Raw genomic sequence first — 26,964 nt, forward strand, 5'->3', positions numbered from 1 at the left:
AGCAAGGGCGGCGTGGATTTATCGAAAACTATCGGCGGAAAAAATAATTTAATTTCGAACGTCCGTTATCAACAAACGCCCGCCATTATTCTTTCTGACGAATATCGTTCACTTCTTTTAACAGCTTCCGAATATCCGTATCGGCAAACATATCGTCTATATTTGCGCTTAAACGGCGGCGCCAGTTGGCATATTGAGTACTGGTGCCCGGAATATTGACCGGTTCGCTCATGCCAAGCCAGTCTTCCGGTTGGAAACCGAATAAACCGCTGCTCACACGGGCCACATAGGTTTGTAACCGATAAATAAATTTTTTGCTCGCCGGAGAACCTAATTCCGCACTAATTTCCGCTTCTACCGGCACATGATGTTGCCGTAATCGGCGTAAAATCTGGGTTTTAGCCCGCACGCGATCCCGCTGTAAAATCTCCAGAATTTTCGGATTCGGATACACGCCGAATTTTTCCCCTAATTCAAAGTCATAACCGCGCCAATAGCCGCTGATGGTCGGCAAATCATGAGTACTTAAAGTCGTCATGGCTTGATAAGGATAGGTTTGCAAATCCCGGCTTTGTCCTTGTTCGTCAAACTCAAAATAGAAGATTTTATAAGATAAAATTCCGGCATTTTTTAATTTGCTGACGATTTCTTTCGGCACAGTACCTAAATCTTCGCCAATGATTAAACATTGGTGGCGTTGGCTTTCAAGAGCGAGAATGGCGATTAAATCGTCCACCGGATAACGTACGTAAGCGCCGTTCACCGCGCTGTCGCCTTTCGGAATCCACCATAAACGAAGCAACGACATAATGTGGTCTATACGTAATGCCCCACAATGTTTCATATTGGCGCGAACAAGATCGATAAACGGACGATAGGCTTGCTGTTTTAACACATGCGGATTCATCGGGGTTAAGCCCCAGTTTTGTCCTTGCGGACCTAACACATCGGGCGGCGCGCCGACGGAAGCCTTTAAACAATAAAGCCGTTTATCGTTCCAGGTTTCCGCGCCGCTTCCCGTAACGCCCACCGCTAAATCGCGATACATGCCGATGCGCATATTTTGTTGCCGGCAAACCGCATCACATTCCGCCAACTGTTGATCGGCGATAAATTGCAGCCATGCATAAAACTCAATATCTTCCTGATGTTCGGCGCGGAATTGTTGCACCGCCGGAGAATGATAATCCTGATATTCTTTAGCCCAAAAATCCCAGCCCCATTGATTATCAAACCGCTCGGCCAAATACTGATGAAGAGCGTCGAAAGTCGCCTGCACCTGCAGACTTTCTCCGCCCTGTTGCACAAATTGCGCAAATTGTCGAACGGAAAGTGCGGTCGGATTTTGCTTAGTTTTTTTGAAGGCAAAACGCAACCCTTTCAGTTTAAGCGGAATCACTTTGCCGTAATCCAGCCACTGTGCTTGGCGCAATTCCGTGAGCTTTTTCTGTACTTCGGCGGAATGAAACCAAGCCTGCGCTTCGTCGCTTTGCTGGAATTCGGCTAACTGATTCACATCAATATAAGCAATATTCAGCCACTGACGAGAAGACGGACTGTAAGGACTTGCCGAATCGGGATTAGCGGGGAAAAGCGAATGAATCGGGTTTAAGCCTAAAAAATCCGCCTGGAACGGCGCAAGATTTTGCAGGAATTTTTTCAAATCGCCGAAATCGCCGATTCCCCAGTTTTGCTCGGATTTTAAGGTATAAAGCTGTAAAAAGGTTCCCCATAATTTTTTATGTTCGCGCAATGCCTGCGGTTGATAACAGGCTTGCGGCGCAACAATCACCGTACAGTTAAAAACTTTACCGCCGCTTTGCAATTGCAGTTGGTGATAGCCTAACGGCAAATCTTTCGGCAAGTTAATTCCGCGCGCCTTAACAGACCCGGAAATCACCGATTGGCTGTTTTCCAATTGCAGTTGCCAACGACCTTTTAACGGATGTTTTTTATCCGCCAGATTAAACGGCAAAAAGTGCGGGCGATTTTGATAAAGAATTTTTACCGCAGGAATAGGAACGGAAGAAGCTTGAATATTACCGTCAAAAGTGTTGAAGAGCGCTTTTTTAATGTTATACGGCGCCCATTTTTTCACGCCTCGTTCATCGAAGAAATAAGGCATGATTCCTGCACGGCGGAATTGCTTGGTTGTTATTGTCATTATTTTTCTCCATGGCTTACACTTCAGGTACATTGGAAAAGCAGACGGCTTCCTCTCGGGAAGAAGCCGCCTGAAAGTGATTATTTCTTCAACCAAATGCGTTGTTGATAATCACGAATGGAGCGATCCGAGCTGAAGGTACCCAGACGGGCGGTGTTTAAAATCGCGCTGCGTAACCAGGCTTCCCGATTTAAATACGCGTTGCCGATTTTTTGTTGTGCCCGGCGGTAGCTGTCAAAGTCGGCAAATACCAGGAACGGATCCCGTTCAAGAAGACTGTCCAGCATTAATTTGAACGTCTCTTTGTCGCCTTTGGAGGCTTTTCCGTGCGCTAAGAAATCCACCGCATTTTTCAATACGCTGTCTTTTTTGTAGTAATTTTTCGGCTGATAACCTTTGGCTAACAATTCCCGCACGCTTTCTACCGTATGCCCGAAAATGAAGACGTTTTCTTCGCCCACCATTTCGGCGATTTCTACGTTCGCGCCGTCTAAAGTGCCTAAAGTCAATGCACCGTTGAGCGCAAGCTTCATATTACCCGTGCCGGACGCTTCTTTCCCCGCCATGGAAATTTGTTCCGATACGTCGGCGGCAGGAATAATTTTTTCCGCCAGGCTGACGCGATAATCCGGTAAAAACGCCACTTGCAGGCGATCGCTGACTTGTTTGTCATTATTGATAATATCCGCCACATTGTTAATGGCATGGATAATATTCTTCGCCAGATAATAACCCGGCGCCGCTTTACCGGCAAACACAAACACACGCGGCGTATAATCCTGATTCGGATTGGCCTTTAAGGATTGATAATCGGCGATGATGTTCAGCAAGTTTAAATGTTGACGTTTATATTCGTGGAAACGTTTAATTTGCACGTCAAAAATGGCGTCAGGATTCACCTGTAAACCTAAAGTATGCTTGATTTCATCGGCCAGTACGACTTTGTTATGACGTTTAATAGCCTGATATTCTTCGCGGAAACCGGCATCGTCCACGTATTTTTCCACTCCGGCCAGCAATTCCAGATCTTTGGTCCAATCCTGTTTGATGGTGCGGTCCAATAAATCGCTTAATTGCGGGTTAGCCTGACGAATCCAGCGACGAGGCGTGATACCGTTTGTCACGTTACAGAATTTGCCCGGGAATAATTTGTTATATTCCGGGAATAAATCGGTAACCAATAAATCGGAGTGAATCTGCGCCACGCCGTTAACCCGGAAACAGGTTACCACGCAAAGGTTAGCCATGCGCACGCGATAATCGAAGAGAATCGCAAGTTTTTCCCATACTTTAGAATTCTCGCCAAATTCCGACCGCACTTTCTGATGGAAAATATCATTAATTTTTTCCACGATTTGATAATGACGCGGCAGTAATTGTTTGAATAAGCGTTGATCCCACTGTTCGAGGGCTTCCGGCAATAACGTATGGTTAGTGTAGGCGAAGGTGTTGGCACAAATGTCCCAGGCCTGATCCCAGTTAAGATGATAATCGTCCAACAACAGGCGCATTAATTCCGGAATGGCCAGTGTCGGGTGAGTGTCGTTAAGCTGAATAACCTGACGTTTGGCAAAATCCGCCAATTGATAGCCTTCGGCAAAATGACGTTCTAAAATGTCGGCAACGGAGCAGGCGCAATGGAAGTATTGCTGCATTAAGCGTAATTTTTGGCCGGCTTTATGATTATCGTTCGGATAAAGCACTTGAGTCAGCGCGGCGGCATTGACGATGGTTTTATCGGCATTGAGGAATTTACCTTCGTTGAAAGCGTCAAAATCAAAGGATTGATCGCTGTCCGCCTGCCATAAACGTAAAGGCTGAATAATATTATTGCGGTAACCGACAACCGGCAAATCAAAGGCTTTGCCTTGAATCGTCAGTTTTGGTGACCATTCGTAATGATCCCCTTGAATATGTTTGATTTTACCGCCAAAACCGACAAGACGGGTTTTCGACGGGTTGAAGCGATGCCAAGGATAGCTATTGCGATCCCAGGTATCCGGCGTTTCTTTTTGCATACCGTCGGCGAAACTTTGTTTAAATAAACCGTATTGGTAATGCAGACCGTAACCCGTAGCATTTTGTCCCAAGGCCGCCATAGAGTCTAGAAAGCAAGCGGCAAGGCGTCCCAAACCGCCGTTTCCGAGCGCCGGATCGCGTTCTTGTTCTAAAACATCTACTAATTCCACCTGATATTGTTTAAGATAGTCACGAATTTGTTCGTAATATCCCAAATTCATCAGGTTATTTCCCGTCAAACGACCGATTAAAAACTCCATAGACAGGTAGTTAACATGGCGGGATTCCGCAGGTTTGACGGCCGGTTGGCTGTAAGCTAATTCGAGTGATCCTTCGGCAACAATTTGATACCATTGTTGTAAGGTGAATTGTTTGGGATCCGCTACATCGAAATAACGGCAATATTTTTCTACAATTGATTGAAATGTCATAGGAAGCTCCTAAATTAGAAATTAGTTGTCGTTTATTATGTGGAATCCGAATAAAAGCAAATCATCCCTGAAATCATCTTATTTAGTATGATTATCGGGAAGTAGTTGAAATGCAAAAGGAGGGGGATTTATCTTCATTTTGCTATGAAAGAAAAACAGAAGCCCATTATGTTGATACCATCTAAACTTATCTGTTCCTATCGCTTACAAAACAGCGTGCAGCGTACGCGTTTAACGCAATTATTAGATAAATCTTCTCTCTATCCCGTCGTATTGGTGAATGCACCCGCCGGTTACGGTAAAACGACCCTGGTTTCCCAGTGGCTTGAAAATAGACAAAATATCGGCTGGTATTCTTTAGACGATGGCGACAATAAATCGGATCGTTTTGCCGCTTATTTCAGCAGCGCACTTTACACGGCGATTAACGAAGCGGAACCGCAGTCGGAAGAAAACCGACAAGCGAACTTGCTAGCGCAATTCAACCAATTATTGGTTAAGGTTTCCCATTTTCCGCAACATATGTACTTAGTTATCGACGACTATCATTTGATCGAAAACGATGAAATTCACGAAGCCTTAAAATATTGGATTAAACATCAACCGTCCAACATGACGCTGATTTTAATTTCCCGTTCGGTTCCGCCGTTAGGCATAGCCAGCCTGCGCGTCCAGGAACAGTTACTGGAAATAGACATGAATCAGCTTATGTTTGATCATTCCGAATGCATCGAGTTTTTCCAGACCAGACTAGGATCGGAGCTCAAACAACAGGACGTCATCGCGCTGTGTAACGAAGTGGAGGGATGGCCAACCGCATTACAGTTGATCAGCCTGTTTGCCAAAAACAAATCCCGCGCGTTACAGGTGCCGTTACAGGATATCGCCAAACGTCTTGCCGTTTCTAACAACTACCACATAAACGAATATCTGGCGGACGAAGTACTGAATAAGGTGGACAATAACACGCGGTTATTTATTCTGCGCTGTTCCGTATTACATTCGATGAACGAATATTTAGTACAAGCGGTAACGGGAGAAAAAAACAGCTGTAATAAATTGGAATCATTAGAAAAACAAGGATTATTCCTACAACAAATGGCTAACGGCAACGGACAATCCATAGACGAAAACTGGTGGAAATTCCATCCGCTGTTTGCTTCGTTCCTGAATTTTCATTGTCACCACGAGCTACATGACGAACTGCCGGAATTACACCGACGCGCCGCCTATGCCTGGGTTAAATTGGGATACGTTACCGAAGCGTTATATCACGCTATGCAGTTATCCGACACCACCTTATTACTCAACCTGTTAGAAGAACACGGCTGGAGTTTATTTCATCAGGGTGAACTCAAACTGCTGGAAGAAAGCTTAAACAGCCTGGATTACGCCCATTTAAGCAAATACATCAATTTAGTGTTATTAAAAGCCTGGTTGGTACAAAGCCAACACCGCCATACGGAAGTGAGCGGTATTTTGGCGGAATTTTCTCAGGCCTTAACGGAAAACAAAATAGAATTAAGTAAAACGGCGCTGGCGGAATTTAACGTATTGCGCGCACAAGTGGCCATTAATTCGGGCGATGAAAATACGGCGCTCCAATTAGCTTCCGACGCATTAAAAGATCTGTCGGAAAACGCCTATTACGCCCATATCGTCGCCACCTCTATCATTGGCGAAGCCCATCATTGCCACGCGAATCTGCCTCAAGCGCTCGCTATGTTGCAAAAAGCCGAACGGATGGCGCGTCAACATCACACTTATCACAACATTCTTTGGTCCCTTTTGCAGCAATCCGAAATTTTACTGGCGCAAGGCTTTTCCCAAGCCGCTTACGAAATGCTGGATAAAGCCCATGAATTCGTCAAGGAAAATCACCTTCAGAAAGTGCCTATGTATGAATTTCTCCTGCGCTTGAAAGGTAAAATTCTGTGGGAATGGTACAATCTCGATAAAGCGGAATCCATGGCCAATGCCGGCATGCAGGTGTTACAGAAAAACGAAGATAAATTACAATGTCTGACCCTGTTAACGAAAATTTCACTGGTCAGAGGTCATTTAGACAACACCGCCCGCCTGCTGAACGAAGTGGAACAGCTGGAAGGCACGCATACCTATCACCACGACTGGATAGCCAACGCCGATCAGGTGCATATTTTTTATTGGCAAATGACCAATGACGTAGAATCCGTTCGCAATTGGTTGATTCAAAATCCTTCTCCCGTTTCGGATAAAAATCATTTTACCCAAATACAATGGCGCAATATTGCGCGGGCCCATATTTTGCTCGGCCAATACGAACAGGCGAAAAGTATTTTGGATAACTTAATTGAAACGGCGGAAGCGTTTTCTCTGGTTAGCGATTTAAACCGGGCGCTGATTGTACGCAACCGCCTCTATTATCTGCAGGGAATGAAGGAATCGGCGCAACAGGATTTAATCGCCGCCCTGAAACTGACCAGACAAACCAATTTTATCAGCGCTTTTGTGATTGAAGGCGATGTGATGGCGCAACAAATCCGTAATTTATTGCAATTAAACGTGTTGGACGAACTGGTTTTACACAAAGCGCAGTTTATTTTGCGCAACATTAACCAATTCTACCGGCATAAATTTGCTCATTTTGACGAAGCTTTCGTCAACCGGTTATTAAACAACCCGAAAGTGCCCGAGCTTCTAAAAATCAGCCCGCTGACTCAACGGGAATGGCAGGTGCTGGGACTGATTTATTCCGGCTACAGTAACGAGCAAATCTCCGATGAATTGCAGGTGGCCGCCACCACCATAAAAACCCATATCCGCAATCTTTATCAGAAAATCGGCGTAACCAATCGCAACGAAGCCATCAGTTACACCAAAGAATTACTGGTCTTAATGGGTTATAATTAAATAAAAGTGCGGTGAAAATTTTGAATGTTTTTTTACTTATATTCGTCTGTCGGCGATTACTCGTTCCTTCGAGGTCGTCGCCGGATCTAAGTTCAAAAAACGTTGCTTTTTTTGACCGCACTTTTCCGATTCAGCTAATTTCCGGCCCAAACCACCATGACTTTATCTTCGCCAAGGGTTCGACTGAAAGCGAAATAGCCTTCGGATTTTAGCGTTTGATGAACGCCGGCGCCAACGGCTTGGTGACGCTGACGGAATTGCGCCAATTTCTGCCAGTGTCGATGCAGCGCCTGTTTGTTCCCATCGTTTTGCAAATCCCACCAATTCATATCCGAACGGGTGCCTTGTATCGGGTCGGAACCGGTGGCTCCGAATTCGCGCCCGCTTTCATCGCCGTAATAAATCTGCACCGCGCCCGAAGAAAGAAGAAGCAGGTTGGCCGCGGTTTTTTGTTTTGCCGTATTCCGTTCGCTGTCGGAATGGAAAAATAACCGCGTGTCATGGGAAGACAAATAGCTCAACACATTGAAATCTTTCAGTTTATCGTTCATTTCCCGATATGCGGGTTCAATCCGGGCAAAACAGTCCAGCGCATTTTTTGCCTGATCCTGAAAATCAAAATTAATCATGGCGTCAAAACCGTTCTGGTAGTAATCGCTTTTGAATACGCCGTGTCCCCAGGCTTCGCCCGTCATCCAAAAATCGTCGCCGAAACTTTCTTTCGGATTGTTCCGTTGCCATTCTTTTAAAGCTTGTTGCGAAGCCTGTTTCAACGCAAGCCAGGTGGATTTTTCCACGTGTTTTGCGGTGTCCACGCGGAAGCCGTCAACGCCGTATCGACGCACCCAGTCCGTTAACCATGCGATTAAATAATCCCGTACTTTGGCATTTTCCAATTCTTTCGCATTGGTATTTTTATGCTGAAAAAATCGCGGTAATTTGACCGCACTTTCGCTTTCCGTTTTTAAATCCGGCAAGGCGGAAAGCGACATTTTTAAATCGTCGAATTTAGGGCTGTCGTAATCGCCGATGTCCGCGCGCACCCAATCTTTTCCCCACCAGTTTTGCCAGGCTTGGCTGTCGCCGAATTTGATGAAATCGTTAAAACTGTGCCAGTTTTGCCCTTTTTTCGGTTGCCAATCCGTCCATTTTTTACCCAGCGTGGCGGTAATTTCTTCCGGTTTGAGATAAAAACCGCCGAAGTTAAATTCCTGCATATCGGCAAGCGTGGCATAGCCGGTGTGATTCATAACGATATCAAACAACACCCGAATGCCGCGCCGATGGGCCTGCTGCATCAGGTTTTTCAGATCCGCCTCCGTTCCCATGTTGGCATCCAGTTTTGTCCAATCGAGGTGATAATAACCGTGGTAGCCGTAATGAGGGAAATCGCCTTTGTCACCGCCGCCGACCCAGCCGTGCATTTGTTCCAGCGGCGAGCTGATCCACAGCACATTCACCCCTAACTGTTGCAAATAATCCAGTTTTGCCGTTAAGCCCTGTAAATCACCGCCGTGAAACGTTCCGATTTCCTGCATGCCGTCCTTATGCCGACCGTAACTGTTATCGTTGGCGGGATTTCCGTTTTGGAATCGATCGGTAAGAACAAAATAAACGGTGGCATTTTTCCAATTAAAACCGTCCGATTTTTTATTTGTCTTCGCCTGTTGGCGATTACTCACCGCTTTGTTGCCTTCAGCAGAACCGCCATTCAAAAAAACATCGTTTTTTTTGACCGCACTTTTCTCCAGCAAAATCAATCCGTCGGCATCGGCGGCCGGCATCATGGTTATTTTGCCGTTTTTCACTTCAGCCGTTTGTCCCGAATAGAAATCCCGAACCGATTCGCCCTCGGAAAAAACGGAAGAAACGTCAATTTCAACGGGTTGTTTATTCCAAATCGGACAGCTTTTCGCCGTATTTTTATCGGTTTCCGCTTGTTGTTCTACGCTGATTCTCAGCGTCGGCGTGCCGCTGCGCATATCGATTTGAGCAATATAATTCCCCTGACGGAATAAACGAAGCTGCGGCGCTTCGCCGGAACAAGGAATCAGTGAAACCGTTTGATTTAATTTCACCGCACTTTGCGGCTGATAACATCGATTATCAAGGGTGAAAGTTAAAGGATAATTACCTTTTTCCAACGACGCTTGCGCCTGAAATAAATGGGGTTCGGCGTTGTCGCTGAAATGCTGAAAATGCGTATGCTGCCAGCCTTGCGCGAAGGCGGCGGACGATGTGAACAAACAAAGACAGAGTAAGGATTTTTTCATAATGACCTGATTTATAAAATAGACATTTCGACTTAAAAAACATGCGAGGCGTTACTTTCAATCGCCTATGGGCGATCATTCGCTTGGTTCTGTTCCGGACAAAACTGGGGTCAAAAAACTATCGTTTTTTTATGCGTAATCGCCGGTGCGATGACTTATGGCTTCGCCACCGTTGGCAAAGCCAACGTTCAAAAAACGTTGCTTTTTTTGACCGCACTTTTACCGTCTTCCGCCATAACGCACGCTTTTAACCTATGTTTGTTTATTCGACACAAATTAAAAAATCTGTGTAGTGTTAAGAGCCGATTATTTACAGCGTCGGTGAATTTAAAATTCTTATTATGCTGCTCCCCTCTTTGAACAAGAGGGGAGTTTAAGCGAATTTAATTATGCGCCGAGGTATGTGTAGAACGTATCGGCTTTGCCTTTTAGGTAAAATTAACCTTTCACCCCGCCGGCGGTTAATCCGCCGATTAACCAACGTTGCGCCAACAAGAACACTAACGTAATCGGAATTGCCGATAGCACCGCTGCGGCGGCGAAATCGCCCCATAAATAGTTTTGCGGATACAGGTATTGCTGCATGCCCACCGCCAGAGTGTAACTGTTCACATCGCGCAATAACAACGACGCTACCGGCACTTCGGTTATTGCCGAAATGAAGGAAAGAATAAAGACCACCGCTAAAATCGGTACGGAAAGCGGTAATAAAATCAGGCGGAAAGCCTGCCACGGCGTAGCGCCGTCCAGTGACGCCGCTTCCTCTAAGGAACCGTCAATGGTTTCGAAATAACCTTTGATCGTCCAAACGTGCAGCGCTATACCGCCCAAATAAGCAAAAATCACGCCGCCGTGGGTATTTAACCCGAGGAAAGGAACGTATTGTCCTAAACGGTCAAATAAAGCATACAACGCCACTAAGGAAAGCACGGCCGGGAACATTTGGAATATCAGCATGCCTTGTAAAATCGTCTTTTTGCCCTTGAATTTCATGCGGGCGAAAGCGTACGCACAGGTTGTGGATAAGGTCACAATACCAACGGAGGTAATGGTTGCCACTTTAATGGAATTCCATAACCAGCGTAATACCGGGAACGGCGGCGGCGTCACCGTGCCGTCCGCATGCGTCACATCGAAGCCTAATGCCGCTTGCCAGTGTTCCCAGGAAATTTGGCTTGGGATAATATCGCCGATAGCAAGGTTGCCCGGGCGTAAAGAAATGCCGATTACCATCAATAACGGGAAAATAATCAGGGCAAGAAAGCAAATTAAAATTAAATGGGTTGCCCATACGCGATAACGCACTGATTTAGATTGAACAATCGCCATAAATACTCCTTAAATCAACTGGGGTTAAGCCAAATTCCTTAACCTGAAAAAATTTTATAATTCCATTTTGGTCGCTTTAATATTCAATAACGCTAAACCGCCCACCAACAGGAAGATAATGGTTGCAATGGCCGCTGCCAAACCAAAATCCTGAGTGCCGCTGCCTTCAAATGCGATGCGGTAGGTGTAGCTGACCAACAAATCGGTATAACCCGCCGGGGTTGTGGTGCCGATCATGTCCGGGCGACCGTTGGTTAACAATTGAATCAGAACGAAATTATTAAAGTTGAACGCAAAAGAAGCAATCATCAACGGAGTCAAGGGTTTCAGCAGCAACGGGAACGTAATTTTGCTGAAATTTTGCCAGGTTGATGCACCGTCCATTGCGGAGGCTTCGTATAAATCCGACGGAATCGCTTTTAATAAACCCATACATAAAATCATCATATAAGGATAACCCAGCCAGGTATTGACGATAAGAATCATCACTTTGGCAAGGAAAGGATCATTAAACCATTCGGGACTGATACCGAATAATTGATTCAGAATCATATTGATTTCACCGAAACTCTGGTTAAACAACCCTTTGAAAATCAAGATGGAAATAAAGGATGGTACCGCATAAGGCAAAATCAGCAGCAAGCGATAAACCGCTTTGCCTTTCAGCGCTTCCCATTGCACCAAACAAGCCAGCACCATACCGAGAATAACGGTAAATACCACGGTTAATAAGGAGAACACTACCGTCCAAATAAAGATTTGCACGAAAGGTTTTTGAATGCCTTTGTCGGTGAAAATTTTCACAAAATTATGGAACCCGGAACTCACCGTATAACCCGGTTCAAGAGTTTCGTTTAACCAATCGCCGCTTTCGTTTACCGCCTGGAAGAAACCGATTTCATTGTTAGCCTTATACAATTTGCCGTTTTCATTATTACGTAAGATATTATTTTCTTTATCGAATTGATAACGGGCTTTTTGTCCGGAAAATTGGCGCAATGAACTCATGGTCAGTTCATTGTTGTTCGGCAAAATCACTTTTATTGCCTGAAGCGCGCTACGATTTTGAGTAATAATTTTCAGCGGAGCAACCTCGCCTGTCGGTTCGGCTTGTTCGCTGACCGGCACCTCCGCCGCCTTCAACGCAATATTTTCGGACACGAAGGTCTGCGCCGTGACAGGATTGGTTAATACAATTTTATATTGATTATCAGCCTGCGGATAAAGTTTAAAATTGTATTTATCGCCGGCAAAATAACGCTGTTCGGTGAGCACGGAAAGCGCACGTTCGAAAGATAACTGATTCGAACCGCTGTAATTGGTAAAGGCGATGGCAATGGTTGCCACTAAGGGGAATAAAATAAAAATAGTCATCCCCATAATGCCGGGATAAACATAACGCCACGCATAAGCGTTCTTGTTGGTAAACACATAAACGCCGGAAGTCAGGATGACGAGGGTTAAAATGGCAAATAAATATTCGCCTTGCAAATACATTAATCCGACCAGGTAAAAATCAAATAACAGCACAAGGCCCGCTATCAGATATTTTAACCAATGAGTGGATTGAGATTGAGTGACAGTAGACATAAAAACACCTCGAATTTTGACCGCACTTTTTAGGCGAATAAAACAGAGTGGGCAACAACGCCCACTCTAATTAAGAAAATTATTGTTGTTTTTGGATACGGGCGTGCGCATCATCCAGTGCCGCTTTGACTGTTTGGCGACCGCTTACCGCATTGTTAATTGCGGATTTTTCCGCGTACCAGAAAGAAGTCATCTGCGGAATATTCGGCATAATTTCACCGTTTTTCGCATTTTCCATGGTTGCCGCAATGCGCGGATCCTTAGCCAGTTTTTCCTGGTAGGATTTTAACGCCACCGCACCTAAAGGTTTATCTTTATTCACTTGATCCAAACCTTCATCGGTTAACAAGTAGTTTTCCAGGAATTCTTTCGCCAAATCTTTATTCGGGCTTGCGCTGTTCACACCGGCGCTTAATACGCCTACGAACGGTTTAGACGCATGACCGTATAAAGTCGGTAATACCGCCACGCCGTATTTTACGCCGCTTTTATCAATATTACCCCAGGACCAAGGACCGTTGATGGTTAATGCGGTCTGGCCTTTATTGAAAGAAGCTTCCGCCACGGCGTAGTCCATATCCGCGCTGATATTTTTATTTTTCACCATATCAACCACAAATTGTAAAGCTTTCACCGCGCCTTCATTGTTCACGCCAATGTCTTTTACGTCATATTTGCCGTTGTTGTATTTGAAAGCGTAAGCGCCGTTAGATGCGGCTACAGGCCAAGTGAAATAAGGTTCGGAAAGATTCCACATAATGGCGTTTTTGCCTTCTTTTTTGAGCTTTTTATCTAACTCAAGAATTTCTTCCCAGGATTTTGGCGCTTCTTTTACTAAATCTTTGTTATAGATTAAAGAAATAGCTTCGATAGCAACAGGATAACCGATAATTTTGCCGTTATAGGTTTCCGCATCCCAAGCGAAATCAACGAATTTATCCTTAAATTCTTTGCTTACGCTGACTTCCGCCAACAAACCGGATTGTGCATAACCGCCAAAACGGTCGTGCGCCCAAAACATGATATCCGGGCCGTCACCGGTTGACGCAACTTGTGCGAATTTTTCTTCGAGTCTGTCCGGATGTTCCACTAATACCTTGACGCCCGTATCTTTCTCAAATTTTTTACCGACTTCCGCAAGACCGTTATAGCCTTTGTCGCCGTTAATCCAGATAACAAGCTTACCTTCCGTCATTTTGGCAGCGACTGCGGAAGACAATAGCAAGCCTGCAACGGCGGTTAAAGTAAATGTCATGAGTTTGTTTTTCATAGTTAGTCCTTACTGTTATTTTATTTAGTAATACCGGAACGAATACGCGAAGCGGCTTCGTCCAATGCTTGTTTTACGGTTTGACGACCGATTACCGCGTTTTTAATGGCGGAGTTTTCCGCATACCAAAATGCCGTCATTTGCGGGATGTTCGGCATGATTTCACCGTTCTCCGCGTTGATCATAGTGGCTTCGACGCGGGGATCGGAAGATAACTTTTCCTGCAGAGAAAGCAGAGGAATCGCACCCAGCGTATTAGTTTTATTGATGGTTGCAAGGCTTTCTTCGGTAAGCAGATAATTTTCAATAAATTCGATGGCAAGATCTTTGTTCGGGCTGGCCGAGTTAATGCCGACACTCACGATACCGACGAACGGTTTGGACGGTTTACCTTCAAAGGTCGGCAGGGTAGTAACGCCGTAGTTCATCTTGGCGCTATCCAGATTTGACCACGCCCACGGGCCGTTGATGATCATGGCGACGTCGCCTTTTAAAAATTGTGTCTCGGCAATTTGGCGATCCATATCGGAGGCGATATGTTTGTTTTTTACAAAATCCACTAAAAATTGCAGCCCTTTTTGCGACCCTTCGTTATTTACGCCGATATCGTTGACGTTATAACTGCCGTTTTCAAACTTGAAGGCATAACCGCCGGCAGCGGCAATGAGCGGCCAGTTAAAATAAGGTTCGGCTAAATTCCAGCTGATGGCGTGTTTACCTTTGTTTTTCATTAATTCTTTATCAAGCGCCGGAATTTCTTCCCAAGTTTTCGGCGGGGTCGGCAACAGATCTTTATTATAAATAAGAGAAAGAGATTCAATTGCCATCGGATAGCCGATGATTCTACCTTCATAGGTTTCCGCATCCCAACTGAATTTGGCGAATTTGTCTTTAAATGTTTGGCTCGGATTTAACTCCGCCAACAAACCGGCTTTGGCATAACCGCCGAAGCGATCGTGAGCATAAATGATAATATCCGGACCGGCACCGTTTGACGCTAATTGTGCGTAGTCTTCTTCAAGTTTTCCCGGATTTTCGACTTTAACGGGAACGCCTGTATCTTTTTCAAATTGTCGGCCTATTTGTGCGATAACGGTATGCCCTTTACCACCGCCCCAAACAACCAATTTACCCTCCTCGAATTTGGCGGATACAGAAAAAGAGCAAAATGCGATTGCACCTGAAAGTAATGAGCAAAACAGAGTTTTTGAGTTGCAATTTAATTTCATAATACAGTTCCTGACAAATTAAAGGGATAAAAGATTCTTTTTACCTGACGGCTATTATGGTTAATCCCCCTATGTTGTTATCATCCCCCCTTCTACGCCCCCCATGAGAAAAATATGAGTAAGATCAAATTTTATTTCTATTCGGCATTATATTGTGATCCTGATCACAAAATATTTTTTTCAAAATGTGATCTATCTCACAAAAAAACGCTGATAAATAAGAATATCTCTTTATTTTATCTAACAATTATCAAATTAATCTCACCCTCAAAAAATTTGTCATGGGATGATTTATTATTGTACTGAAAAGTGAATGATTAAACGCGAAAAATCGTTGTAAGAGGTTAAATTATGGCTAATGTAACATTACGCAATGTAGGTAAATCTTACGGAGATGTCTGTATTTCTAAAGACATTAATCTGGATATTGAAGAAGGCGAGTTTGTTGTTTTTGTCGGCCCTTCAGGCTGCGGAAAATCCACCTTATTACGGATGATTGCAGGACTTGAAGATATTACTACAGGCGAACTTTATATTGGCGATAAATTAATGAATGATGTAGAGCCGTCCAAACGGGGTATCGGTATGGTATTCCAATCTTATGCGCTTTACCCTCATTTAGATGTAGCCGAAAATATGTCTTTCGGTTTGAAATTGGCCGGTGTGAATAAAACCGAACGGGATAAACGGGTAAACCAAGTGGCTGAAATTTTACAGCTTGCCCATTTATTAGATCGTAAACCTAAAGCGCTTTCCGGCGGTCAACGTCAACGTGTGGCTATCGGCAGAACTCTGGTTTCCCAACCTGAAGTATTTTTATTGGACGAACCCCTTTCAAATCTTGATGCCGCATTACGCGTACAAATGCGGGTAGAAATTTCTAAATTACACAAAAAACTAAACCGCACAATGATTTATGTAACCCACGATCAAGTGGAAGCGATGACTCTTGCCAATAAAATTGTGGTGTTAAATGCGGGCGGTATTGCACAAGTGGGCAAACCTTTAGAACTTTACCATTATCCGGCAAATCGTTTTGTCGCCGGGTTTATCGGTTCACCGAAAATGAATTTCCTGCCGGTAAAAGTTACTGCGGTGGAAAAAGAACGAGTAAAAATCGAACTGCCTGATGCAAATCATCATAATTTCTGGATTCCTGTTTCAGGCGAAGGCGTAAATGTAGGGAATAATCTGTCTTTAGGTATTCGCCCCGAACACTTAGTTCCATCGGATCAAACGGCCGTCACCTTACACGGAATAGTACAGGTAGTGGAACTATTAGGTAATGAAACCCAAATTCATTTGGAAATTCCTGAGATCAAACAACCTTCTTTGATTTATCGCCAAAGCGACGTGGTGTTAGTCAATGAAGGAGACGAGATGAATATCGGTATTGTACCTGAACGTTGTCATCTATTTAAAGAAGACGGTACCGCTTGTAAACGATTGTTTTTGGAAAAAGGCGTCTGATTGAGAGAACGATAAGATGTGTTTATCCGTTTACCAAGCAAAACCTTATGTAGAATTAAAACATCCCGAATGGGCGGAAAGTGCGGTCATTTATCAGGTTAATATCCGTCACTTCACAAAAGAAGGCACATTCGAAGCCTTTCGCGCTCATTTGCCGAGATTAAAGGATTTGGGAGTTGATATTCTTTGGTTAATGCCGATTCATCCAATCGGTGAATTAAATCGTAAAGGGTCATTAGGCAGCCCATATGCCGTGAAAGACTACTATGCGGTAAATGCTGAATTTGGTACTGCGGAAGATCTACACAGATTAATTAATGATATTCATGCTCTGGGTATGTTCGTCATATTAGATTGGGTAGCCAACCATTCTGCATGGGATAATTCGTTAACCCAATCCCATCCCGAATGGTATAGCAAAAACAAACAGGGAAATTTTCAACCTACCCCTTGGTATGACTGGGATGACATTATTGAGTTCGATTATACCAATCCCGGATTACGTCAATATATGACGGAAGCGATGAAATACTGGGTGATCAATTATGATATCGACGGTTTTCGTTGCGATGTAGCGGGGTTTGTTCCAACAGATTTCTGGAATCAGGTTCGTTTTGAGCTTGATATGATTAAGCCCGTATTTATGTTAGCGGAATGGGAAAGTCGCGATTTACATCAGAAAGCTTTCGATATGACATACGGCTGGAATCTTTGGGACAAACTACTGGCGGTAGCAAACGGACGAGGATATAACCGGCACGCTTTTCCCGTATTAGTGGAATATATGGCTCATGATGTAAAAACATTTCCGAGAGACGCTTACCGCATGTTATTCACGGACAATCACGATAAAAATGCGTGGGAAGGTAATCAATATTTAAACTTTGCCGATGCTCTCGGTGTGGCGACGGTAATGACCGTTTTAGCTAATGGTATGCCTCTTGTGTATAGCGGTCAGGAAGCCGGGTTAGATCGTTCACTTGCTTTCTTTGACAAAGATTTTATTGAATGGAAACCGCATCCTAATGCGGAGCTTTATCGAACGTTATTTAGCCTGAAACACAAAAACCGAGCCTTACGTAACGGGCAGCGCGGCGGAGAAATGATTAGAATCCCAAATTCAGGGGATAAAATTCTATCCTTTTATCGCGAAAGTGACGGAGATCGCGCCGTTGCCATTCTAAATTTCAGCGATAAAAGACAAATGTTAAAACTTCAATGCGACGGTATTGAAGGAATTTACATAGATTGGTTTAGTCAACGATCTTATCAACTTGAAATATCTCACCAAGTCGAGATTGAACCTTGGGGATATATCGTATTAAGCCAGCATAAAATTGATAATTAACCTAAGTAAGACTTAAGTGAGGTCTATTATGAACAAAAAAACACTTCTAGCAGTTGCAATCGGTGGAGTGATGTTTGCGACAAGTGCGGCGGCAGTGGATTTCCACGGTTATGCCCGTTCCGGTATCGGTTGGACATCCGGTGGCGGTGAGCAAAAAGCGTTGCAAGTAAACGGCGGCGGTTCAAAATACCGTTTAGGTAACGAAGCGGAAACCTATGCAGAATTCAAATTAGGTCAAGAGCTTTATAAAGACGGCGATAAATCCATTTATTTGGATTCCAATCTCGCTTATTCGATAAACCAACAGGTGGACTGGGAAGCTACTGATCCGGCGTTGCGTGAAATTAACGTACAATTTAAGAACTTTGCCGACAGCCTACCGGGCGCTACGCTATGGGCCGGTAAACGATTCTACCAACGTCATGACATCCATATGAACGACTTCTACTACTGGGATATTTCCGGTCCGGGTGCAGGGGTTGAAAATATTGACTTAGGCTTTGGTAAATTGTCTTTAGCGGTAACTCGTAATACCGAATCAGGCGGTGCTTATAGTTGGTCATGTAATAATAATACTTGTACATCCAATCAAGATCGTGATGTTTACAATGACGTATTTGATATTCGTTTAGCGGATTTAAACGTCAATCCGAACGGTAAATTGGAACTCGGTTTCGATTACGGTCGTGCCCGTACCGACGGTGATGCATGGCTTGATCCGAATGCGTCAAAAGACGGCTTTATGATCACGGCGGAACATACCCAAGGCGAATTCTTCGGCGGTTTCAATAAATTCGTGGTGCAATATGCCACCGATTCTATGACTTCATGGAATACCGGTCACTCACAAGGCGGTTCCGTGAATAATAACGGTAAAATGATCCGCGTGCTTGACCACGGTGCGATTAAATTAAGTGAAAACTGGGAAACTATGTATGCCTTAATTTATGAAAAAACAGACTTGGATAACAACCAAGGTAAAACCTGGTACTCCGCCGGTATTCGTCCGATGTACAAATGGACGAAAAATATGAGCACTTTATTCGAAGTGGGTTACGATCGCATTAAAGATCAAGCCAGCGGCGAGAAAAACGATTTGGTAAAAGCCACTATCGCTCAACAATGGCAGGCCGGCGACAGCATTTGGGCACGTCCTGCTATCCGTGTATTCGGAACTTGGGGTCGTTGGAACGATACCTTCAATATCGATCAACGTACTAGCGCCGGCTATAAAGCGAAAGATCAGGAATTCATCGTCGGCGTTCAAATGGAAGCCTGGTGGTAAAATAAAAAGGACGCTCTTCGTAAACGAAAGAGCGTTCCAAACGATAATAACCGGGGGAAAAATACGAAAATTTTCAAAAAAACGACCGCACTTTTCCCCTTTTATCCCATATTAGATGGTTATTCTCGTTTTAACATTTTAAGTTTTGAGGTATTAATATGAAAAAAACATTACTTGCGACCGCTCTTTTAGCATTGTTCTCCTTATCTGTTTCAGCAAATCAGTCTGTTCATATTAATCCGCAGACATTATCAGCCGTTCAATGGCAGGATATTGAATTTTCTAAAAACGTAAAAACGGAACTTTCCGCCAATCAAAATCAAACCTTTACCCGCAGTTTCGCCGGTACGGAAAGCCCGGTGGTGGCATACCGCATTCCCGCCAATCAAGGCGCACTAACCATTGATATTTACAGCCAAATTATAGATGGAAACGTTTTTATACCAAATGCAGTAGTGTTGGATGCCAATTTTAATGTCGCGGCAAGTTATCCTTCCTCTATGTTTAAATTCCAAGAAGAACGCGGCATGTTGCCAAACCGTTTCACGGCGGAACTGAATCTTACTCCGGTTTCCGGTCAGGATTATATTTATTTGCTGATTTACACCACGCAGCAGGATTTAGGTAAGACCACAACGGTTCCGCATCCGGCGAAAATTTACGCTAAAGCTATGGGCAATCAGCCGCCGGCAATTAACGATATTGAAGTCAAACACAGCCGCAGCGGTGAAATCGTTGTGAACGTAAGCAACGAACAAGGTACGCGCTTTATCGGGCTGGATGATATTTTACCAACTAAATCAAGTAAAAAAATGACGGCAGTCGGAGCAACCGTAGACGGATCGGCTGCTCACAGTAAAGCGATAAATACGCCGGTGGATAAAGATACCGAAGCCTATTTCAATCAAGCGGTAACAAAAGCGCTGAAAGCAAAGGATATAAACAAAGCGTTGAATCTGGTTAATGAGGCGGAAAAATTAGGATTAAAATCGCCTCGTCAAATTTTCTTAAAAAATGTGAACTCGAATTAATCCTCTAATAGTCTTTTTCATATTTGTATTTTTTATCTGCACATCAGTGTTGAATTTAAATTCACCCGACGTGCAGATTTTTTATTTAAATTCATCCTCTAATATCAGAGCGATACCGTCTTCATCATTACTTGCCGTCACTTTTTTTGTAACCTGCTTAATTTCATCCGGCGCATTGCCCATAGCAACGCTTAAACCCGCATATTCAAGCATATCCAAATCGTTGAAATTATCGCCGAAAGCAATCATTTCATCGGCATTGACATGTAAATATTTCGCCATGAAATCAATGGCTTTTGCTTTAGTTGCCGCTTTATTCATGATTTCGATATATTCGGGTTTAGAAAGATGAATGCTCAAGTGCGGGAGATTTTGTTTAAGTTTTTGTTCAAGCGGTTTGATTTTATTCGCTTCCCCCATCACCAAAATTTTATGCGCCTTGGTGAGGTTAGCCGGCGTTTGTTTTGGGGATAAACCGGTAATATCCGCTTCCTGCTTTGTCCAATAATTATTCAAATCATTGGTAAACCAATCTAAACCGGCATAATGATTTATCGAGAGAGACGACTCATTCGCCAGAATTCGATTAAGCGCCGCTAAATCGGCCGGATCTATTTGAACGCTATAAAGTTCCTGCAGATTTTTATCCAGAATCAACGCACCGCTGTAACAAATAATCCCATGGTTGGTTTGTAACTGTTCGGTATAAGGTGTTATGGCATAAGGTGGGCGGGCTGAAACGGGAATAAAAGGAATGCCTTTGGCAATAGCCGCTTTAATAGCCGCTTCGGTTCTTGGGCCGATTTGATGTCGGCTATTCAATAAAGTGCCGTCCATATCGCTGAAAATGGCTTTGTATCGCATATTTATTTCCCTGTCGTAAGGTTATTAGCCTATTTAAATTAACAGAGAACAAACCTAAATACCAATACTAAAAAAATAAAGCCGTTCCTAATAATAGGAACGGCTTCAAGTGCGGTCAAAATCAGCGTTTGTTTTTCACTAATTTTTCGGTCAATTCGTAAGCGCGTAATTTTGCCATTTCTTTTGATAATTTTGCTACCAGTAAATCGTGATCCACATCGGCATGTTTTGCCACGATATTTTCTTCCGCTTTGCGTTTCGCATTAAGAATACGTTCTTGATCCAATTCGCTACCGCGGATAGCAACGTCGGCAAGCACTGTAACGATATTCGGCTGAACTTCCAAAAAGCCGCCGGATACATAAAGCACTTCTTCGCTATTATCTTCACTGGTAATTTTGACGATGCCCGGTTTAATTCCCGTTAATAAAGGAATATGTCCCGCTAAAATACCCAATTCACCTTCCGAACCGGTGGCTTGAATACTTCTTACGACACCTTCAAAAATTTTTTCTTCCGCACTTACAACGGTTAAGTTGAATGTTGCCATGTTTTTCTCCTTCAATTCTGGTAATCAGTCTTGAAGTGATTACATATTTTTCGCTTTTTCAATAACTTCTTCGATAGAACCGACCATATAGAAAGCTTGTTCCGGAATGTGGTCGTATTCGCCTTCAAGAATACCTTTAAAACCGCGAATAGTATCTTTCAAGGAAACATATTTACCCGGCGAACCGGTAAATACTTCGGCGACGAAGAACGGTTGCGATAAGAAACGTTCGATTTTACGCGCACGTGCTACCACGAGTTTATCGTCTTCCGAAAGTTCATCCATACCAAGAATGGCAATAATGTCTTTCAATTCTTTGTAACGCTGCAAAATACCTTGTACGCCGCGCGCCACATCATAATGCTCTTGACCTACCACTTGCGGGTCTAATTGACGAGAAGTGGAATCCAACGGGTCAACGGCCGGATAAATACCTAAAGAGGCAATATTTCGACTTAATACCACGGTTGAGTCCAAATGCGCAAAGGTCGTGGCCGGAGACGGGTCGGTTAAGTCGTCCGCCGGTACGTAAACCGCTTGCACCGAAGTAATCGAACCGGTTTTAGTTGATGTAATACGTTCCTGCAATACGCCCATTTCTTCCGCCAAGGTCGGCTGATAACCTACCGCAGACGGCATACGGCCTAACAATGCGGATACTTCGGTACCTGCAAGGGTGTAACGATAAATATTATCTACGAAGAATAATACGTCACGACCTTCATCACGGAATTTTTCCGCCATGGTTAAACCGGTTAACGCCACGCGTAAACGGTTACCCGGCGGTTCGTTCATTTGACCGTAAACCAAAGATACTTTATCCAAAACATTGGATTCCGTCATTTCATGATAAAAATCGTTACCTTCACGGGTACGTTCACCTACACCGGCAAATACGGAGAAGCCCGAGTGTTCAATCGCAATATTACGGATTAATTCCATCATATTAACGGTTTTACCTACACCGGCACCACCGAATAAACCGACTTTACCACCTTTCGCAAACGGGCAAATCAAGTCGATAACTTTGATACCGGTTTCTAATAATTCGGTACTGTTGGATTGCTCCTCGTAACTTGGCGCTTCACGGTGAATAGCCCATACTTCTTCCGCACCGATTTCACCTTTTTGGTCGATTGGTTCACCTAACACGTTCATAATACGGCCAAGAGTTTTCGTACCAACCGGTACGGAAATAGGATGTCCCGTATTATCAACATTTAAACCGCGTTTTAAACCGTCTGACGAACCTAACGCAATACAACGGACTACACCGCCGCCTAATTGTTGTTGAACTTCGAGGGTTAAACCGCCTTCTTCAACTTTTAATGCATCGTAAACTTTTGGTACTGCATTTTGTGGGAACTCAACGTCGATTACCGCACCGATAATCTGTACAATTTTTCCTGCTGACATTACCGCTTTTCTCCATTAAATTGCTGCGGCACCCGCAACAATTTCATTTAATTCATTTGTGATACTTGCCTGACGGGCTTTGTTATACACCAACTGCAGATCATTAATTAAATTACCTGCATTATCTGTTGCTGCTTTCATTGCAACCATTCGAGCCGCTTGTTCTGAAGCCAGATTATCTACAACCGCCTGATAAACCTGAGATTCCAAATAACGAATCAATAAACTATCCAGTAATACTTTTGGATCAGGTTCGTAAATATAATCCCAAACCTGTTGGTTATTACCTAAATTATCGGTTTTCAATTCAGGCAACGGAACCAACTGTTGGAAAACCGGTTTTTGCGACATTGTATTAACGAACTTATTATAAGCGATATAGATTGCGTCAATTTCGCCTTTTTTATAAGTTTCGAATATTGCATTGGCTACACCGATTAATTCTTCCAACGAAGGATTATCACCAAGACCGGAAAGTTGCCCTTTTACGTTCAAACCGAGCGAACGAAAGAAAGCAATCCCTTTAGAGCCAATCAAACCCAACTCTACACTGATAGCTTTTTCTTTCCATTGCTTGATTTCGTTAAGTGCGGTTTTAAACAGGTTAATATTTAAGCCACCACACATTCCGCGATCAGTTGAAACAACCAATATGCCGACTTTTTTTATTTCACGCTGCACAAGAAAAGGATGTTTATAACCAATATTGGCTTTCGATACGTGGCTGATAACATTAAGTATGGTTTCAGAATACGGACGAGAGGCAGCCATGCGATCCTGGGTTTTACGCATTTTCGAGGTTGCCACCATTTCCATTGCTTTAGTAATCTTTTGTGTACTTTGCACACTGGAAATTTTGGTTTTTATCTCTTTTCCACTAGCCATTGTCTTTCTCCGAATCTATTACCAAGCGTTACTCGCTTTGAAATTATCTAAAATACCTTTTAATGTATTTTTAATTTCATCATTGTAATCGCCCGATTTGGTTAATTCACGCATAAACTCGGCATTAGTGCGATTCGCATAATCTAAAAGTGCGGTCTCAAAATCAGCTATTTTATTTAAATCCACATCATCTAAATAACCAAATTCAACAGCGAATAAAAGCACGGCTTGTTCCGCTACGCTTAACGGCGCATATTGTTTTTGCTTCAGCATTTCAGTGACTTTTTCACCGTGAGACAATTGTTTGCGTGTCGCATCATCCAAATCCGAAGCAAACTGAGCAAAGGCCGCCAATTCACGATATTGCGCTAATGCCGTACGAATACCGCCGGCTAATTTTTTAACCACTTTAGTTTGAGCCGCACCACCTACGCGAGACACCGAAATACCCGGGTTTACCGCAGGACGTACGCCGGCATTGAATAGGTTGGATTCCAAGAAGATCTGACCGTCGGTAATAGAAATTACGTTGGTCGGAACAAAAGCGGAAACGTCACCGGCCTGAGTTTCGATAATAGGCAATGCGGTTAATGAACCGGTTTTACCTTTTACTTCACCTTTAGTGAAATTTTCTACGTACTCTTCATTTACGCGAGCCGCCCGTTCAAGTAAACGGGAATGCAAGTAGAATACGTCACCCGGGAACGCTTCACGACCAGGCGGACGACGAAGTAATAACGAAATTTGACGATAGGCAACCGCTTGTTTGGAAAGATCATCATAAATAATTAATGCATCTTCACCTCGATCACGGAAATATTCACCCATTGCACAACCGGCATAAGGCGCTAAATACTGTAAAGCGGCGGATTCGGATGCGGAAGCCACCACAACGATAGTATTTGCTAACGCGCCGTTTTCTTCCAGTTTACGCACCACGTTGGCGATAGTTGATGCTTTTTGACCAATGGCAACATAGATACATTTAATACCGGAATTTTTTTGGTTAATAATGGTATCGATAGCCAATGCGGTTTTACCCGTTTGACGGTCGCCGATAATTAATTCGCGCTGACCGCGACCGATAGGTACCATGGAGTCGACCGCTTTATAGCCGGTTTGTACCGGTTGATCAACGGATTTACGTTCGATAACGCCCGGTGCAATTACTTCAACCGGAGAAAATCCGTCATTTTCAATTTCGCCTTTACCGTCGATTGGCTGACCCAAGGTATTTACCACGCGACCTAATAAACCGCGACCTACCGGCACTTCCAAAATACGACCGGTACATTGTACTTCCATCCCTTCGGCAAGATCCGTGTAAGGACCCATAACCACCGCACCAACAGAATCACGTTCTAAGTTTAATGCCATCGCAAAACGACCGGTAGGAAGAGCAATCATTTCCCCCTGCATTACTTCGCTTAAACCGTGAATACGGATAATACCGTCGCTCACGGAAACGATTGTCCCGGTGTTGCGAGCTTCGCTCACCACATCAAACTGGGCAATGCGTTTTTTTATCAATTCACTGATTTCAGTTGAATTTAGTTGCATTTTAAAATCCTCTTATCATTGCAATTCGTGTGCCAGACGGTTTAATTGTCCGCGGCTTGAACCGTCAATCACAAAATCGTCCGTACGAATGATAACCCCGGCAATCAGGGCATTATCTACACTGCAATTTAATTTAACTTTACGGGCAAGTCTTTTTTCCATTGCAGCGGCAATTTTATCTGTTTGCGTTGCATTTAATGGTTGAGCCGAAATGACCTGAACTTCGGCAATTGCATTGTGTTCTTCCTCATAATGTCGGAATTCGTCAAATACAGCCGGAAGCACAGTTAAACGCTTATTTTCAGCCATTAACCGAATAAGATTTTGCCCGTATTGATCAAGTTGTTCGCCACAAATAGAAATTACCGTATCCGCCACTTTTTGAGCGGGTAAAGATCCTGTCAAAAATTGCTGAACCTGTTCGTCTTTTGCCACTTCCGCGGTAAAAGCCAACATTTCATGCCATTTTTTGACCGCACTTTGTTCCACGGCAAAATCAAATGCTGCTTTGGCATAAGGGCGAGCTATCGTAGTTAATTCTGACATAAGCTCAACCTTCTTATAATTCTGCAACTAATTTATCAATAATGTCATTGTTCGCCGCTTCATCCACGGTACGACCAACAATTTTTTCCGCACCTGCAATCGCCAATGAAGCCACTTTGACACGAAGTTCTTCTTGAACGCGTTTACGCTCGGCTTCCACTTCCGCATAGCCTTGTTCAATAATTTTAGCTTTTAACGCTTCCGCTTCCGCTTTCACTTCATCTAACACTTCATTACGGCGTTTATTGGCGGAATCAATAATTTCCTGAGCCTGGATTTTAGCCTTGGTAATTTCTTCTTCCGCTAACGCTTTCGTGTCCGCTTGTTCTTTTCTTGCGGCTTCAGCCGATGCCAAGGCATTAGCAATAGAACTTTGACGTTCTTCAATCGCTTTAATAATCGGCGGCCAAACAAATTTAACGCAAAACCATGTAAATAATGCGAACGCAATAAGCTGACCGATTAATGTTGCATTTAAATTCACAACACCCTCCTCTGTTAATATTGTCGGCTCTGTTTAAAAGAGCTAATAAAATTAGAAAAAATCGACAATTATTGTAATAAACCGATGAATGGGTTAGCGAAAATGAATAGTAATGAAATACCTACAGCGATCATCGCAATGGCATCCAAAAGACCTGCAACGATAAACATTTTAGTTTGTAAACTTGAAGCAAGCTCAGGTTGACGAGCTGAAGACTCTAAGAATTTACCGCCTAAAATAGCAAAGCCGATTGCCGTACCCAGTGCGGCAAAAGCCAGAAGAATTGACGCACCAATGATTGTAGCTGTAATTACAGATTCCATAATGT

20 protein-coding genes are annotated in these 26,964 nt (G+C 43.7%); 5 read left to right on the forward strand and 15 right to left on the reverse strand.

The window, feature by feature from the left end:
• Positions 1 to 85 precede the first annotated feature (85 nt).
• Together malQ and glgP are read right to left on the reverse strand one after the other, a co-directional pair.
• Positions 86 to 2,164 (reverse strand): 4-alpha-glucanotransferase, encoded by a 2,079-nt coding sequence (malQ, locus tag P7M01_RS05150; RefSeq protein WP_317483379.1) that lies wholly within the window; start codon positions 2,162 to 2,164, stop codon positions 86 to 88.
• Between the two features lie 80 nt (positions 2,165 to 2,244).
• Entirely contained in the window at positions 2,245 to 4,614 is a 2,370-nt protein-coding gene (gene glgP, locus P7M01_RS05155) for a glycogen/starch/alpha-glucan family phosphorylase (protein WP_317483378.1), read from the reverse strand.
• A 168-nt stretch (positions 4,615 to 4,782) separates the two neighbouring features.
• On the opposite strand from glgP, the gene malT reads away from it, so the two are divergent.
• Positions 4,783 to 7,506 carry an HTH-type transcriptional regulator MalT gene (malT, locus tag P7M01_RS05160; protein ID WP_317483377.1) on the forward strand — a complete coding sequence of 908 codons (2,724 nt, stop codon included), beginning with the start codon at positions 4,783 to 4,785 and terminating at the stop codon, positions 7,504 to 7,506.
• 134 nt (positions 7,507 to 7,640) lie between these two features.
• On the opposite strand, the gene P7M01_RS05165 is transcribed toward malT, so the two are convergent.
• From P7M01_RS05165 to malE (P7M01_RS05185), 5 genes are all read right to left on the reverse strand, one after another.
• Positions 7,641 to 9,779 (reverse strand): alpha-amylase, encoded by a 2,139-nt coding sequence (locus P7M01_RS05165; RefSeq protein WP_317483376.1) that lies wholly within the window; start codon positions 9,777 to 9,779, stop codon positions 7,641 to 7,643.
• A gap of 438 nt (positions 9,780 to 10,217) precedes the next feature.
• Positions 10,218 to 11,108 (reverse strand): maltose ABC transporter permease MalG, encoded by an 891-nt coding sequence (gene malG / locus P7M01_RS05170; protein ID WP_202936492.1) that lies wholly within the window; start codon positions 11,106 to 11,108, stop codon positions 10,218 to 10,220.
• 54 nt (positions 11,109 to 11,162) lie between these two features.
• Positions 11,163 to 12,698 carry a maltose ABC transporter permease MalF gene (gene malF, locus P7M01_RS05175; RefSeq protein ID WP_317483375.1) on the reverse strand — a complete coding sequence of 512 codons (1,536 nt, stop codon included), beginning with the start codon at positions 12,696 to 12,698 and terminating at the stop codon, positions 11,163 to 11,165.
• A 79-nt stretch (positions 12,699 to 12,777) separates the two neighbouring features.
• Positions 12,778 to 13,968: a maltose/maltodextrin ABC transporter substrate-binding protein MalE gene (gene malE, locus P7M01_RS05180; RefSeq protein WP_202936494.1), complete on the reverse strand. Its 1,191-nt coding sequence runs from the start codon at positions 13,966 to 13,968 to the stop codon at positions 12,778 to 12,780.
• Positions 13,969 to 13,988: 20 nt separating this feature from the next.
• A complete protein-coding gene (gene malE, locus P7M01_RS05185) occupies positions 13,989 to 15,197 on the reverse strand; it encodes a maltose/maltodextrin ABC transporter substrate-binding protein MalE (RefSeq protein WP_317483374.1) in 1,209 nt (402 codons plus the stop codon).
• A gap of 351 nt (positions 15,198 to 15,548) precedes the next feature.
• Here malE (P7M01_RS05185) and malK point away from each other — a divergent pair, with 351 nt between their 5' ends.
• From malK to malM, 4 genes are all read left to right on the forward strand, one after another.
• Positions 15,549 to 16,667 carry a maltose/maltodextrin ABC transporter ATP-binding protein MalK gene (malK, locus tag P7M01_RS05190; protein WP_202936496.1) on the forward strand — a complete coding sequence of 373 codons (1,119 nt, stop codon included), beginning with the start codon at positions 15,549 to 15,551 and terminating at the stop codon, positions 16,665 to 16,667.
• A gap of 16 nt (positions 16,668 to 16,683) precedes the next feature.
• On the forward strand, positions 16,684 to 18,015 hold the full coding sequence (locus tag P7M01_RS05195; RefSeq protein ID WP_317483373.1) for an alpha-amylase family glycosyl hydrolase: 1,332 nt from the start codon (positions 16,684 to 16,686) through the stop codon (positions 18,013 to 18,015).
• A gap of 28 nt (positions 18,016 to 18,043) precedes the next feature.
• Positions 18,044 to 19,300 (forward strand): maltoporin, encoded by a 1,257-nt coding sequence (locus tag P7M01_RS05200; protein ID WP_317483372.1) that lies wholly within the window; start codon positions 18,044 to 18,046, stop codon positions 19,298 to 19,300.
• A 158-nt stretch (positions 19,301 to 19,458) separates the two neighbouring features.
• A complete protein-coding gene (gene malM / locus P7M01_RS05205; RefSeq protein ID WP_202936499.1) occupies positions 19,459 to 20,331 on the forward strand; it encodes a maltose operon protein MalM in 873 nt (290 codons plus the stop codon).
• Positions 20,332 to 20,412: 81 nt separating this feature from the next.
• On the opposite strand, the gene P7M01_RS05210 is transcribed toward malM, so the two are convergent.
• The 8 genes from P7M01_RS05210 to atpE form a co-directional block, all read right to left on the reverse strand.
• On the reverse strand, positions 20,413 to 21,195 hold the full coding sequence (locus P7M01_RS05210) for a Cof-type HAD-IIB family hydrolase (RefSeq protein ID WP_317483371.1): 783 nt from the start codon (positions 21,193 to 21,195) through the stop codon (positions 20,413 to 20,415).
• A 121-nt stretch (positions 21,196 to 21,316) separates the two neighbouring features.
• Positions 21,317 to 21,745 carry a F0F1 ATP synthase subunit epsilon gene (locus P7M01_RS05215; protein ID WP_317483370.1) on the reverse strand — a complete coding sequence of 143 codons (429 nt, stop codon included), beginning with the start codon at positions 21,743 to 21,745 and terminating at the stop codon, positions 21,317 to 21,319.
• Between the two features lie 39 nt (positions 21,746 to 21,784).
• Positions 21,785 to 23,161, reverse strand: a complete 1,377-nt coding sequence (atpD, locus tag P7M01_RS05220; RefSeq protein ID WP_317477186.1) for a F0F1 ATP synthase subunit beta — start codon at positions 23,159 to 23,161, stop codon at positions 21,785 to 21,787.
• 15 nt (positions 23,162 to 23,176) lie between these two features.
• Positions 23,177 to 24,046 carry a F0F1 ATP synthase subunit gamma gene (gene atpG / locus P7M01_RS05225; protein ID WP_202936503.1) on the reverse strand — a complete coding sequence of 290 codons (870 nt, stop codon included), beginning with the start codon at positions 24,044 to 24,046 and terminating at the stop codon, positions 23,177 to 23,179.
• Between the two features lie 18 nt (positions 24,047 to 24,064).
• Entirely contained in the window at positions 24,065 to 25,606 is a 1,542-nt protein-coding gene (gene atpA / locus P7M01_RS05230; RefSeq protein WP_317475842.1) for a F0F1 ATP synthase subunit alpha, read from the reverse strand.
• Between the two features lie 15 nt (positions 25,607 to 25,621).
• The gene (atpH, locus tag P7M01_RS05235; protein ID WP_202936505.1) at positions 25,622 to 26,152 is read right to left on the reverse strand and encodes a F0F1 ATP synthase subunit delta; all 531 of its coding nucleotides are present in this window, start codon (positions 26,150 to 26,152) and stop codon (positions 25,622 to 25,624) included.
• Between the two features lie 13 nt (positions 26,153 to 26,165).
• Complete coding sequence (gene atpF / locus P7M01_RS05240) at positions 26,166 to 26,636, reverse strand: F0F1 ATP synthase subunit B (protein WP_202936506.1); 471 nt, start codon at positions 26,634 to 26,636, stop codon at positions 26,166 to 26,168.
• Positions 26,637 to 26,704: 68 nt separating this feature from the next.
• Positions 26,705 to 26,959, reverse strand: coding sequence for a F0F1 ATP synthase subunit C (gene atpE, locus P7M01_RS05245; protein WP_011201496.1), 255 nt, complete (start codon positions 26,957 to 26,959; stop codon positions 26,705 to 26,707).
• Positions 26,960 to 26,964: the final 5 nt, after the last annotated feature.

Origin of the sequence: Exercitatus varius (genome assembly GCF_029577735.1) — a bacterium.
GTDB classification, from domain to species: domain Bacteria; phylum Pseudomonadota; class Gammaproteobacteria; order Enterobacterales; family Pasteurellaceae; genus Exercitatus; species Exercitatus varius.